Origin of the sequence: Drancourtella sp. An12, from assembly GCF_002160935.1 — a bacterium.
Lineage (GTDB): Bacteria > Bacillota > Clostridia > Lachnospirales > Lachnospiraceae > Sellimonas > Sellimonas catena.
Genome location: NZ_NFLO01000004.1, coordinates 142,964 through 156,607, shown reverse-complemented (window position 1 = coordinate 156,607; position 13,644 = coordinate 142,964). Strand labels below are relative to the sequence as shown.

10 protein-coding genes and 1 pseudogene are annotated in these 13,644 nt (G+C 36.4%); 9 read left to right on the top strand and 2 right to left on the bottom strand.

The window, feature by feature from the left end; translation table 11 throughout:
• Nucleotides 1–51: 51 nt before the first annotated feature.
• The 7 genes from B5E64_RS06220 to B5E64_RS06190 are packed head-to-tail and all read left to right on the top strand — an operon-like array spanning nucleotide 52 to nucleotide 8,168.
• Nucleotides 52–1,191, top strand: coding sequence for a glycosyltransferase family 4 protein (locus B5E64_RS06220; protein ID WP_087167669.1), 1,140 nt, complete (start codon nucleotides 52–54; stop codon nucleotides 1,189–1,191).
• Between the two features lie 11 nt (nucleotides 1,192–1,202).
• Nucleotides 1,203–2,240 carry a glycosyltransferase gene (locus tag B5E64_RS06215; protein WP_087167668.1) on the top strand — a complete coding sequence of 346 codons (1,038 nt, stop codon included), beginning with the start codon at nucleotides 1,203–1,205 and terminating at the stop codon, nucleotides 2,238–2,240.
• Between the two features lie 60 nt (nucleotides 2,241–2,300).
• On the top strand, nucleotides 2,301–3,548 hold the full coding sequence (locus B5E64_RS06210; RefSeq protein ID WP_087167667.1) for an EpsG family protein: 1,248 nt from the start codon (nucleotides 2,301–2,303) through the stop codon (nucleotides 3,546–3,548).
• 10 nt (nucleotides 3,549–3,558) lie between these two features.
• A complete protein-coding gene (locus tag B5E64_RS06205) occupies nucleotides 3,559–4,794 on the top strand; it encodes a Coenzyme F420 hydrogenase/dehydrogenase, beta subunit C-terminal domain (protein ID WP_087167666.1) in 1,236 nt (411 codons plus the stop codon).
• Between the two features lie 16 nt (nucleotides 4,795–4,810).
• Entirely contained in the window at nucleotides 4,811–5,902 is a 1,092-nt protein-coding gene (locus tag B5E64_RS06200; RefSeq protein WP_087167665.1) for a polysaccharide pyruvyl transferase family protein, read from the top strand.
• Between the two features lie 18 nt (nucleotides 5,903–5,920).
• Complete coding sequence (locus tag B5E64_RS06195) at nucleotides 5,921–6,892, top strand: glycosyltransferase (RefSeq protein WP_087167664.1); 972 nt, start codon at nucleotides 5,921–5,923, stop codon at nucleotides 6,890–6,892.
• Nucleotides 6,893–6,914: 22 nt separating this feature from the next.
• Nucleotides 6,915–8,168, top strand: a complete 1,254-nt coding sequence (locus tag B5E64_RS06190) for an oligosaccharide flippase family protein (protein ID WP_087167663.1) — start codon at nucleotides 6,915–6,917, stop codon at nucleotides 8,166–8,168.
• A 431-nt stretch (nucleotides 8,169–8,599) separates the two neighbouring features.
• Here B5E64_RS06190 and B5E64_RS06185 read toward each other — a convergent pair.
• A pseudogene (locus tag B5E64_RS06185) lies at nucleotides 8,600–9,742 on the bottom strand (IS3 family transposase).
• Between the two features lie 427 nt (nucleotides 9,743–10,169).
• Between B5E64_RS06185 and istA the strand changes: the two are divergent.
• Together istA and B5E64_RS06175 are read left to right on the top strand one after the other, a co-directional pair.
• Complete coding sequence (gene istA / locus B5E64_RS06180) at nucleotides 10,170–11,729, top strand: IS21 family transposase (protein ID WP_242960104.1); 1,560 nt, start codon at nucleotides 10,170–10,172, stop codon at nucleotides 11,727–11,729.
• Nucleotides 11,726–12,520, top strand: a complete 795-nt coding sequence (locus tag B5E64_RS06175; RefSeq protein WP_087167661.1) for an ATP-binding protein — start codon at nucleotides 11,726–11,728, stop codon at nucleotides 12,518–12,520. The genes istA and B5E64_RS06175 overlap by 4 nt, the downstream gene beginning before the upstream one ends.
• A 499-nt stretch (nucleotides 12,521–13,019) precedes the next feature.
• Here the strand turns inward: B5E64_RS06175 and B5E64_RS06170 are convergent, their stop codons facing one another.
• On the bottom strand, nucleotides 13,020–13,493 hold the full coding sequence (locus tag B5E64_RS06170) for a DUF4942 domain-containing protein (RefSeq protein WP_087167660.1): 474 nt from the start codon (nucleotides 13,491–13,493) through the stop codon (nucleotides 13,020–13,022).
• Nucleotides 13,494–13,644: the final 151 nt, after the last annotated feature.

Here is a 13,644-nt window from a genome sequence, read left to right as displayed (position 1 = left end):
TAATAAGCTTGATTAAGAAGAATATGTAAACATAAAGGAGATACATAAGTGATGAAGAAGATGTTAATGCTTGCATCGGTAGCATCAATGATTGGTCAGTTTAATATTTCGAATATAGAGATTCTACAGACGATGGGATATGAAGTACACGTTGCTTGTAATTTTGACAAAGGAAGTGCCTGGACAGAAGAGAGAATACAAGAACTTAAAAGAAAGTTACGCCAAATGAAAGTACATTATTTTCAAATTGATTTTGAAAGAAATGTTATGAAATTAAATCAAGAGTGGAAAGCATATAAACAAGTACTGAAATTGGCAAGAAAATATCATTATACATTTATTCATTGCCATTCTCCGATAGGCGGTGTAGTAGGAAGACTTGTGGGACACAAAACAAATACGAGGGTGATTTATACAGCGCATGGATTCCATTTTTATAAAGGCGCACCGATTCAGAATTGGCTGATTTATTATCCAATTGAAAAATTCCTTTCAAGATTTACAGATGTGCTGATTACCATTAATCAAGAGGACTATCATAGAGCAAAAAGAAAATTTCACGCGAAAAGAGTGGAATATGTTCCAGGTGTGGGAATTGATGTAGAAAAGTTCAGAAATGTAACAGTAGATATACCGAAAAAAAGAGCAGAATTTGGAATTAGTCCTGACGACACAGTTTTATTGTCTGTAGGGGAACTGAATAAAAACAAAAACCAGGAGATCGTTATTAAGGCGCTGGTTAAATTACATCAATCTAACGTGAAATATTTACTGGTAGGACAGGGAACTTTAAGAGGGTATCTTGAAAAGCTTGCAAGAGAATTAGGAGTAGAAAAACAGGTTATTTTTTTAGGGTTCAGGCAAGATGTCGCGGAGATATACAAAATAGCAGATATTTTTGTGTTCCCATCTAAAAGAGAAGGGTTGTCAGTGGCACTAATGGAAGCAATGGCTAGTGATTTAATCTGTATAGCCTCAGATATTAGGGGAAATCGTGATTTGATTTTAAACAAAAACTTACTTTTTGATCAAAAAAGAATCAACGATGTTCTATTTAGTATAGAAAATGGTGTAGACATTTTGCGTAGTCCAGAGAATAGAAAAGAAGTAATTAATGAACAGAGCTTAGAAAAATTTTCTGAAAAAATTATAAAAAAAAGAATGAGATATATTTATATATCTCTACAATAAAAGAGGATGAAATGAAAGAAAAAAAACTAGTTACGATTGTTGTGCCAGTTTATAATGGCGAAAAATATTTAGAAGCTTGTATAAAGAGCATACTTGCTCAATCTTATTCGAATATAGAAATTTTACTAATTGATGATGGGTCTACTGATAATTCTTATAAGATATGTGCCCACTATCAAAAAAAAGACAACAAAATTACTGTAATATCAAAAAAAAATACAGGAGTATCTGATACAAGAAATATAGGTATTGAAAAAGGGAAAGGAGAATATATAAGTTTTATTGATGCAGACGATAAAATAGAACCTACATTCATCGAAAGATTAGTTGACGGAATGACAAATGGAATTCAAGCATGCTTTTGTCAATATAATTATTATTATAATGGATATACAATTAAAAAAAGTATGCGAATGAGAAGTGGAACATACGATGTAAAGGATATTTTTAATGAGATTATTGATGATGGAACTTTAACAGGAATTCTTTTTGGAAGTGTTTGGGCCGGTCTTTATAGCATGGAAATGCTTAGAAAATGTAATATTAGATTCAATAAAAAAATTAGAAAAAATGAAGATGGGTTATTTAATATTGAATATATATCTAAAGCAGATAAAATACGAGTTATACCGGACGAATTATATTTGTATCGACAATGGAAAGTGAAATCAAAAAAAGAGAATATTTATCCAATAAGTTATGAATTAGATAAATGCTCAGAAGCCATTGAAAAGTATTATGTTGATTATTTCCCGGAGTATGTTTGCAGTAAATATTTTAAGCAACAAATGATGAGGAGAAAGATTAGTGTGCTTTTTTGGAAAACACTTAAAATTGCAAACGCTCAACAAAATTATTTTGAATGTATAAGATATGTTAGAAAATTATCAAAACAAATTGATAGGGCAGATTATCAGTGTTTGCAATGGGAAAAAATGAATATATATAAAAAATTATTGATTACACTAATAAAACATAGAAATATACATATTTATGTTGCCTTAATTAAATATGTTTATCCAACATTAAGCAACTTTGTGAGAAGGTAAATTTGAAAATTGGTATATTTTAATTTGAATTAGAAATTAAGCGAAAGTTTAGATGGTAAGATGAAGATTTATAAACATAATATTCAAAATTTTTATTGGGCAGTACTATTAATTTTAGTCTTTTTGCTGTCGCCGATAGCAGCAATACCATTGGTATTATGCAGAGCAATAAAAGGTCGTTCCAAAACAGCCTTTTTTTTATTGGCAATTATTTTTGGTATTGTAGGCTATTATTTTAGGCCGTTAAGTTTGTGTGATGTTACAAATTATTGGATATATATTGAGACATATATAGGAAAACCATTTGGTCAAACACTAGGATTGAATTATAATAATCTATTCTTGATAGATATTTGGTTTTGGATTTTAGGGAATTTTGGTTCAAAATATTTCTTTTCTGCTATATGTGGTTTTATAACATTTGGAATAGTACTCTATTTAACCTCAGATTTTTGTTATAAAAATAGTATAAATGGTTGGGGACAGCTTCTTTTCATAGGGTTAGCTTTTCTGACCATAGATTGGTCTTTGGTATATTCTTCAGGAAGAAATATTATTGCTATTATAATTTTCTTATATGCATTATATCGTGACTTGATAAATAATAAGAGAAATATATGGACTTATCTTTGCTATATAGCTCCGGTATTTATTCATGATACTATGATCATTTATATTGGGGTAAGAATATTGGTTGAATTTGCAAAAGATGTCAGAAATACACATAATATTCTAATATTGTGTTCTATGTTGGTAGTTGTTTTAGGAATATCTTTTCTATATACAATATTCCAAGGAATGTCGGGTAACATTTTTGGAGAAATTATTGGAAACATTACAGAGAAGGCATACTCATATTTTAGAGATACTGAATCAGAATATGCAATAGCTTCTTCAGGAAGTTATTATTTGGCACAGCGGATAATATATATTTTTCTGTTTTTAGCAAATATTCTTATGTTTAATATGACTGTAAAGGGAAAAGTACTTGAAAAGAAAAGTTATGCAACAAATATATATAAATTCCTAATAACTGGACATGTGTTTTCATATTGTGGATTGATTACGGGGATTTTTGTACAAGGTGCGGTGTATAGCAGATTTATTACAATTCCAATTCTTTGTCTTTTATTTGAAATGATAGTTTTGATTTCTAGTAACGTTAAGGGAATAAAAATTATTATTATTGGGATTAGTATATTAATTTTGGCAAAAGAAGTACATGCGTTTTACCTGTTTATGCATATGGCGGAGATACAAATTGAACTTTCGGATATTATTTTTCCGTTGATAAACTTAGTGGAGTAAGGTGAGAGAAATGGATATATGTAAGAAAGAACTGTGTACAGGATGTGGATTGTGTGAATATGTATGTCCTCAACAATGTATTTCTAAAGTTATAGGTAAAGAAGGGGTTGCCTACCCATATATCGATGAGAATATATGTATTTCTTGTGGCAAATGTCAGAAGTTATGTCCTGCTAATAATAAAATAGAAACCCATGAAATAAAAGAGGTATATGCAGGGTGGCATACTGAGGAAGAGCAAAGAAGAAAATCTGCTTCGGGCGGGATCGCATTTGCTTTATACCAATATGCAATTGAGCATGGCCTTTATGTTTGCGGTTGCTATATGAATGCAGAACACAAAGCTAAATTTTCTATTACAAATGTTAGAAAAGAAATAGACAAGTTTGCTAATTCCAAATATGTCTGGAGCGATTTAACAGGGGTATATAGAAGAATAAAAGAGTTAGTTAGTAAAGAAGAGAAAATTTTGTTTATTGGAACTCCCTGCCAAGTGGCTGCAGTAAAGCAATTGGCTGAGAATATAAGGGCAGAAGACAGTATAGTTTTAGTGGAAGTGTTATGTCACGGTATGGCACCAGAAGAATATTTACTCCAACACATAAAAAAGGTTGAGCAGAATAAGAAGAAGAAGGCATTTTATATCAAATTCCGAGATGAAAAATTTGGTACAAGTAAATATTACTTTACTATGTCAGATAAACAGGGAAATATATTTTATAAAAAAAATGTTCAAGATAATGACGTTTACCAATTTGGTTTTCATAAAAATGTGAGTTTAAGAGAAAATTGTTATAACTGTAGATATGCTAAACAAGAAAGAGTGGCAGATATTGCATTGAGCGATTATTATGGCTTGGGAACATGTCAACCCAAAGTGAGTTATGGTTCTGAAAATGTTTCGTGCATTATGATTAATACTCAAAAAGGTAAAGAGTTTTTCGAAGACCTTGTTATGAATAAATATATATACGCGGATAAAAGACCAGTTGAAGAACCATTCAATGCCCAAGGTACGCTGAAGCGTCCTATTAAAAAAAATGCTAAGAGAGAAGAATTTTTAAGAAAATACAGAGAGTGTCAAAACTTTGATCAAGCCATGGAAGAAGTCTTTCATAAGGATTTAGTAAAAAATCATGTTCGGGTCTGTTTGCACACACATGAACTTTTTGAGTTTTCAAGGAGAGTTTTAAAAAAAATTTTCCCTGAAAAAATTATTAATAAGGTAAAAAAGTATACGAGATAGATTGGGAGTGAGACAAGTGAAAAAAATAGGCTTATTATCAATGCATTGCACAATAAATTATGGAGCAAGTTTACAGGCGTTATCGCTCTATAAATATTTAGAAAAAAGAGGGTATGATATAACAATTATTAATTACCGGCCCAAATATCTTACAGATATTTATGAAAAGAATCATGAAAATGAAAGAAAAAAAGTTAAAACGAAGCTTAAATATTTAGTTGTAGGAAAAAGATATAAGAAAAGATTTGATGCATTTAGAAAATTTGAGAATTACCTTAAATTGTCAAAGACATGTTATACTTACGAAGATTTACAAAATTTAAAGGAAAGCTACGATATATATATATGTGGAAGTGATCAAATTTGGAATCCAATAAATACTCAATATGATAAAGCTTTTTTCTTTGGGTTTGTAAATAATAATGCACTTAAATTATCATATGCTGCAAGTATAGGGCAGGACAAATTGGATGAGCAATCAATTCAATTTATTTCTGAAAATATTCAAAGATTTCAAGGAATTAGTGTAAGGGAAAAATCGGCAAAAGATCTTTTAGAACAAGAAATGAATATTTCATCGGTGCAAAACATTGACCCAGTGTTTTTAACTTCGGTAGATGAATGGAAAAGATATGAGATTCCTATAAAAACACCGCCAAAATATATATTACTTTATGCTATCGGGATGCAGCCTTTGTCAGATGAATTAGTTAGAGAAATTAAAAATAAAAGTAAAGTGCAGTGTATTACAATTCAATATAATGCATTCAAAGACAAGAACACGGATTATTTGATGGATGATATTGGGCCTGGAGAATTCCTCTATTTATTAAGAAATGCGGAGTATGTTGTTACAAATTCTTTTCATGGCATAGCACTTAGTCTTCTTTTTAAGAAAAAATTAGTAGCATATAGAAGTTTGGATAGAAATACAAGAATCGAAAGTTTATTACAATTAGTGGGGATGACAGATCTTCAAATTTCAAGCATTGAGGAATATAAAGCTAAAGATTGGGATAGAATATGGGAACAGTACAAAAATATAGATGTAATTATTGAAAAGGAAATAGAAAAAGCAGATTTATATTTCAAAGAGAATGGATTGTAAATAGAAAAGGGAGAAAATATGAGAGAATTAATTAGTATAATAGTCCCTGTTTATAATGTTGAAAAATATTTGGCCAGATGTCTAGAATCCATTCTAGAACAAACCTATAAAGATTTAGAAGTTATATTAGTCGATGATGGCTCTACAGATGCTTCGCCCCAAATTTGCGATCAATATGCTGAAAAAGATAAAAGAATTAGAGTTGTTCACAAAAAAAATGGGGGCTTGTCTGATGCGAGAAATTGTGGAATGAGAATTATGAGAGGCAATTATGTAATATTTATTGACTCAGATGATCTAGTACATAAGCAGGCTGTCGAATTGCTATATCAAAATATAAAGAAATATAATGCTGATATATGTTATGCTGAACATGTAAGATTCTCTAAAATGTCTGAGATAAGCGAAGAAGAATATAAACATGTAAAAGTGGATGTATTGACAGGAAGAGAAATGGAGAGAAGGGCAATTAGTATTAGATCTGAAAGGGAGGTTATAGCGCCAAATAAACTATATAAAAAAGAGATATTTAACGGTATTAGTTTCCCAGTAGGAAAATATCATGAAGACATGTATACGACTTATAAAGTTATTTATAATGCAAAAAAAAGTGTATATATTAATGCGAATTTATATTATTACTTTATGAATTCAGAAAGTATTACACATAATTTCTCTCTCAAAAAAGTGAAAGATTCTATTGATGCATCGGCTGAACAAATAGCTTTTTTTAAGAAAGAAAAAGATATGGAATTTTTCTTAAAAGCACAAAGAATATTTTTAGTAAGTGTAATATGGCAATATTATAAGATGAGAAATGAAGAAAAAAAATGTAAATTGCAATATATATCATTTATACAGGAGAAAAAATCGTACTTAACAAAACCACTATACAAACTGCTTTTTTCTATTTTCAAGAGTTTTCCAGATGTAGTTAGCTTTGGTATCAGCCTTTTACGAAGGATAAAAACGGGCTGTAAATCATATTGAAAAGAGGAAAAAGGAGTGTTTTATGCGAAAAATACATATAAATATAGATAAAAAATTATTAAGCAATACATTTTTTTTATATTTACTAACATTTTCGACACAATTGTGTAGTTTGGTAACAGTACCTTATTTGACGCGAGTATTAGGTGCAGTGGCTTATGGAAAAACTGGAATTGCCCTAGCATATATGTCTTATGTCACTATTATTATGGATTTAGGATTCATACTTTCGGCCACACAAAAGGTTGTTGAGCACAAAAATGACAAGAAGTATATTGAAGAATTACTTTTTTCAGTTACAGTAGCCAAGATAGGACTTGGAATATTAGTAACAATAATATTTGCTATCTACGTATCGTTTAATTCTTCAATGAATAATGATTTCGGGTTTTATATGTTATATTTGGCAGCATACATAATAAATGCTTTTCTTCCGGATTTTTTCTATAGAGGTATAGAGAAAATGAAAGTTATAACATATAGAACCCTATTAATAAAAGTCGTTTTTATGTGCTTAATTTTTTTGTTTATAAAAGAAGAAAGTGATTATTATAAGGTACCATTAATCAATCTTTTAGGAAATACAATGGCTGTTCTTGTCACATATTTTGACTTATGGAAAAATTATAAAATAGTTATGAGAAAAGTGCAACTGAGCAGTTTATTAATACATATTAAAGAAACGTTGCCTTTTTTTGTATCGAGGATTGCGTCAACAGTATATCAGGCTTTAAATACAATCATACTAAGCTATATATATGGCTCATCTGCGATGCTTGGATATTATACCTCGGCTGATAAAATTGTTTCATTAAGTAAAACGAGCGCTTCTCCGATTGCTGATAGTATGTATCCCTACATGATAAGAGAAAAAAATTTTCGATTAGTAAAAAAACTCTTATTTATTGTGATGCCAATTATTATGATAGGAGCAATCGTGCTCTTTATTTTTGCTAATCCAATTTGCATTTTTTTATTTGGAAAAGAGTATGGGTTTGCCGGAAATATTTTAAGATGTTTATTACCAATTATGGTTGTTATATTGCCAACATATATTTTGTGTTTTCCAGTTATGGTACCAATGGGGTTATCGAAATATGCAAATTTTTCTAATGTTATAGGTATGATTATTCAATTATGTGGACTTATTCTATTATTTGTATTAGAGAAATTAAACATTTACTCGATATGTATTTTATCTTCAATAGCGGAAGTCACTGTATTTCTATATAGGTTAATTATTGTTTTAATAAACAAAAATAGGTGCTCAAAATAAAGTGGGGTGTTTGAATAATTTGTTATATATGTCTACCTAATATTGGTGAACGCCAAATAGTAAGTACCTTGCCGTTTGACGTTTACGATATAAAAATGAAACTCTCCATATCAAGGGAAATCGGAGAACCCCATTGATATGGAGAGTTTTTCTATTTCAATTCATATTTTGAGCGCAGATCATTCGTAAACGGTAGGTAGTGCGTACCTCGAAAAAGCAGACCATGTATGGGATAATAGATTCAAATTCTATTATTGGGTATCAAAAGTTTAGTACTTAACTTTTGATACATGGTTGAAATGAGGTGAATCTATGAAATCAGAAACGTCTATTGTTGCCGCCCAGTTCCGGATACGGGAATGGGCCGAGCAGATCAGGGAGTGTGTTGTGGTCAAGCTTTTTTGTAACACTTGTGGCTAAAAAATATCGATTTATGCAATTCGAGCTTGATATGGTGTTTGATATCCATTGAAACTATGAGGGCGCACATGATTATACGTGACATATGCAAATTCCTCCACCGTCTGATAGAGTGCCTCCTCGGTACGAAATTCATATAGATTTGTGCATTCATTCTTCAAGGTATTGAAATACCGTTCCATTGGTGCGTTGTCATACGGGCATCCGGCTTTACTCATACTTTGTGTTACATGAACGGATTCACAATACTCAACGAATGCTTTCGATGTATACTGTGCCCCCTGATCGCTATGAAGGAGTACTTCTCCTTTCCTCATCGGCTGCGAATCCAGGGCCTTCTGCAAAGTACGGATGGCAAGTTCTGATGTGATATAACGGTCCGTTATACTCGCAATGATGCTGCGGTCATAGAGATCAAGAATACTGCAGTTATAACGTACCTCCCCATTTTTCAAGAACAGGTAGGTGAAATCTGTACACCATTTTTGATTTGCCCGCTCAGCAGTAAAATTTTGAGCCAGCTTATTTTTCAAATACCTTGTGTGGCTTCCCGTGTATATATTCTGGCTTTTTAGGACGTACAATCGCATACAGCCCCATCTCTTTATTCATATACTTATGAATGGTTATCGGACTGTAATGGAAGCCTTTGCGTGCCAGATAAACGGTTATGCTTCGGTATCCATCCACCCCATTGTGCTCGTGGTAAATCTCTCGGATCTGCGCCTGTACCATAGATTTTTGGGTATAGTAATCCGCCTTCCGGTGTTTCCGGTAGTTATAGTAAGCATTAGGGCAAATATTCAACCGACGCAGCAGCCAGCGCAGCCCAAAATCTTTCTGATATTTTTCAACAAACCGATAAGCCTCTAATCGATTTCTTTTGCAAAGAATGCCGCCGCTTTTTTTAAGAAGAGATTCTCCTTACGGAGTTCTTCATTCTCTTTGCGGAGCTTGAGCATTTCTTTCATATAATCGTATTCTTCTTTTGCTTCCGGGCTTGTCTGGCATTCTTCGCTGAATTCACGGCACCACTTGGAGATGCTGGCTTTTGATACGCCATACTCTGCAGTGATACTTTTATAGGTGCGTCCTTCTTCCTCATGGAGACGGACAATCTTCTTTTTAAACTCTGGTGTGTAATTCTGTGGCATGATAAGAACCTCTTTTCTTATTGTTTTTAGTATATCTTATTAGCCACTTCCGTTACAACTTTATTATAGCACTTCAAAGCTTAAAGCCACTCATAGCATAGGACTTACCACTTTCATAAAGCAGATAGCTTATTAAAGTGCGCCTAAAATATCCGGTTATCCACTTTTCATTCCAAAACTCCTTCCCTGTACGAATTTTCCTTGTTTTGCTTCAAGTTTACGAAGGAGTTTCGCAATTACCTATATTACGGATTCATCCGTTGGGTGTATATTACAGATAAACTGACCATCCCTCACGGTCAATCTGACCACCTTCCACGGAGATTTAGATCACTGATCTCGAAGAGGGATAGTCGGCGATCAAAGTCATTCTTATAATAAGGATGGCACACTTTCGTGTGACTATCATTTAAGGAGGACGATGATCATGGTAGATTATCGCGAAATCCTGAGGCTCCAGAGCCTTGGGTACAACATCACTCAGATCGCCGGATCGCTGCACAGCTCCCGCAATACTGTAAGAGAAGTAGAACGGCTTGCTGATGAGAAAGGGATCCGATGGCCACTTGGAATGGAGGTGACAAATTCACAGCTTTATGTCCTGCTTTATCCGGAACGGCAGGAAAAAGCAAACGTTTATCTGGAACCGGACTGTGCCTGGATCCACCGTGAACTGGCAAAAAAAGGAGTGAACCTGACACTGCTTTGGAAAGAATATCAGGCTAATTGCTCCAATGTTGGGCGCGTCCCATACCAGTATACACAGTTTTGTGACATTTACCGGGCATGGGCGAAAAAATCCAAAGCCACGATGAGGATCCACCATAAACCCGGAGATGCTATGGAAGTGGACTGGGCTGGCGGGACACTGCCGGTCAAAGACCCCATTACCGGGGGAATAGTTCCTGCGTACTTGTTTGTCGGAGTTCTTCCCTGCAGCTGCTATGTCTATGCCGAACTCTGCAATGACATGAAATCTGAAAACTGGCTGCTCTGCCATGTACATGCCTATGAATATTTCGGTGGCGTACCCAGGCTGACGATCCCAGATAATCTCCGCACTGGTGTGCTGAAAAACACCCGTATGGAAACGGTCCTTAACCGCAGTTATTCAGAGCTTGCTGACCACTATGGTACCGCAATCGTTCCCGCGCGCGTCCGCCATCCACAGGATAAGGGCCATGCCGAGAGCAGTGTCTCTTATGCCTCTACATGGATCCTGGCAGCGCTGCGAAATGAAACATTTTTCTCTCTGGCAGACGCAAAAGAGGCTGTAGCTGAAAAGTTGGAAGAACTCAATGGTTATCCCTTTAAAAAGCGGGAAGGGAATCGCCGCGATGCTTATATCCATGAAGAGAAAGCATTCATGCAGCCGCTCCCTGTCAATCCATACGAGCCGTCCGTCTGGTCAGACCAGACAGTCCTTCTTGATTATACTGTTACAGACGGATTAAACAAGTATTCGGTTCCGTATGACCTGATCGGCGAATCCGTCAGCGTTCGCGTAACACGCAATACAGTGGAGGTATTTTTTCACGGAAACCGGGTAGCTGTCCATCCAAGAGAGGTCAGCCGTAAGCGGGATCCAGTCATGATAACTTCGCATATGCCGGAGAACCATCGGCAGTATCTTACCTATACCAAGGATGATTTCCAGTCCTGGGCCTCCACGATCGGCCCCAATACAGAAAAAGTCGTCCGCTTTTTTCTGGAATCCGGAAAAGCTCCTGAGCAAGGCTTTAAGTCTTGCATCAGCCTGAAAAAATACGCAGATCGATACAAAGCTGAGCGGATCGAAGAGGCATGCCGTCAGATCCTTCTGTTCAGTGGTGATCCTTCCATCCGCGGGATTCAGGCATTGCTGAAATCCCCGGTAAAGAAAGATGCGAAGACAGATCAACCATCTACCCAAAGGGCGAATCGCCACCGGAGCCGGGGATTTACCCGTGGTGCGGAACAGTTCCGGGAAGGAGGCGATGAAAAATGATCGACCTCACAACCGTCAAAGAGCTGCGTGCCCTGAGGCTTCCCGGCATGGCCAGGGAACTGGAGTCACAGTTGGAAGATCCACAGCGTTATAAGACACTCTCCTTTGAGGAACGTTTAGCGCTGCTTGTAGACGCAGAAAGCGTTTCCCGAAGAAAAAACACAATCCAGCGCCGGATCCATGAAGCCAAACTCAGTGAAAGCCAGGCCTGTGTGGAAGCGATCGAGTACCATGAAGACCGTGAACTGGATAAAGGGCTGATCACAAAGCTTGCAACTTGCGCGTATATCCGTGACAACCACCATGTAATCCTGAAGGGAGCAACGGGCGCGGGAAAATCTTATATCGCAAACGCGCTCGGAGTTGCTGCATGCAGGCAGCTCTATAAGGTCCGCTACGTCCGTATGCCTGATCTGATGAATGAATATGCGGTCGCCAAAAGTCTGAATACACAAAACAAGGTGAAAAAGGCCTATGCCAGGTTTGATCTACTGATCATTGACGAGTGGCTTCTCCGACCACTTCCCGAATCGGAAGCCTATGATCTTCTGGAACTGATTGACGCCTGCAGCCAGAAAGGGGCGCTGATCCTCTGTACCCAGTATGATGTAGATGACTGGTATTACCGCATTGATTGTGACCGGGCCGAAGACGAAAGCAGTGCCGTCGCCGAAGGCATTCTGGACCGCATCATCAACAACAAGTACAGTATTGAGGTCAAAGGCCGTATTTCCATGAGAAAGCGCCACGCGTTTTCAGATGAAGAAAGCGGGGTGAGTGACAATGGCTGATAGCACTATCTATGCCCCTGTTGGACGAGGTTAACTGCGCTGATTCCTGTGAAGCCGTCACCGCACTCTGCGAGTTAATCGATGAATTACTGAAGGATATCCAGCACCTTGAGCCGGAAGTCATTAGCGCAAGAAAGGCGAATGTCTATGCCGGCACTAATATATCACTGAAACGGAGGCCGTTCTGGGGAGTGTTAAAATCATTCTCCAGGCGGCATAGCCACAGATGCTACAATGAAACTTTATAAGCTGCCTTTGGACACAATAAAGCAAACACGAAGATTTAGATCACTGATCTCGGAGACGAGATCGGTGACCTAAATCTCCGTGACAAGTGATCTATTTATCCGTGAACAATGATCTATTCACGCGTAATATACACTTCCCGACTGGTTATTGATTTTGCCCAGAACTGGAAGCCATAGCGACTTATTTGGGAAATAGCGAAAGGACGGGAATTCCCGTCCTTTTCTTAAAGCACATTGTCTCGCCCTGACAATCACATAGCTCCAGCTTCTCGATTGCTCTGAACCTCTTCCAGGGCAGCAATCGCAGTCAACAAAGCACTCCGCTCTTCATAAATCCCGGACAGGTCCGCTTCCGGACGGAATACTCTGCTGTACCCGATCACGCACTCCACCTGTTCCACACAGGAGCGCAGGTAGTTTAGGGCTTTTTCCATATCCCGCAGTTTGCCCAAGACCTTATAAGTCGTTGGGCGGTACGTTCCAAAGATGGAATTCCATGCCTGCATCCACGGAAGGATCACCTTTTTGTTAATGATCCAGCTCTTGTTGGTTTTCCAGCCATTATAGTAGTGGATGTTTTTGCTTAAGTCATTGTCGTAGGAGTGCTGGTAGAACAGTTCATCGAACAGTTTTATGATGCAGTCTTCAACTCCTTTTACCAGGTTTCGGCTCATTTCTTCCTGCAGGGTTTTGATATTGTAGTAAGAGAAATCGTAGCCTGACAGCTCTTCTACCTTCCCCCCGGTACTCCTCCAACTGGTTGGTCGTCATGTTTCCGACAATCCGTTGGTTCTGGAATAAGGCTGTCCAGTATTTTTCCGGACTACTCGAACAAACTCATTGATTTCCAAGTTTTGTCCCAGTATCTTCATTTCC

Coding starts and splice junctions, on each gene's coding strand:
- B5E64_RS06220 (WP_087167669.1), top strand. CDS start 52: ATGAAGAAGATGTTAATGCTTGCATCGGTAGCATCAATGATTGGTCAG.
- B5E64_RS06215 (WP_087167668.1), top strand. CDS start 1,203: ATGAAAGAAAAAAAACTAGTTACGATTGTTGTGCCAGTTTATAATGGC.
- B5E64_RS06210 (WP_087167667.1), top strand. CDS start 2,301: ATGAAGATTTATAAACATAATATTCAAAATTTTTATTGGGCAGTACTA.
- B5E64_RS06205 (WP_087167666.1), top strand. CDS start 3,559: ATGGATATATGTAAGAAAGAACTGTGTACAGGATGTGGATTGTGTGAA.
- B5E64_RS06195 (WP_087167664.1), top strand. CDS start 5,921: ATGAGAGAATTAATTAGTATAATAGTCCCTGTTTATAATGTTGAAAAA.
- B5E64_RS06190 (WP_087167663.1), top strand. CDS start 6,915: ATGCGAAAAATACATATAAATATAGATAAAAAATTATTAAGCAATACA.
- istA (WP_242960104.1), top strand. CDS start 10,170: ATGGTAGATTATCGCGAAATCCTGAGGCTCCAGAGCCTTGGGTACAAC.
- B5E64_RS06175 (WP_087167661.1), top strand. CDS start 11,726: ATGATCGACCTCACAACCGTCAAAGAGCTGCGTGCCCTGAGGCTTCCC.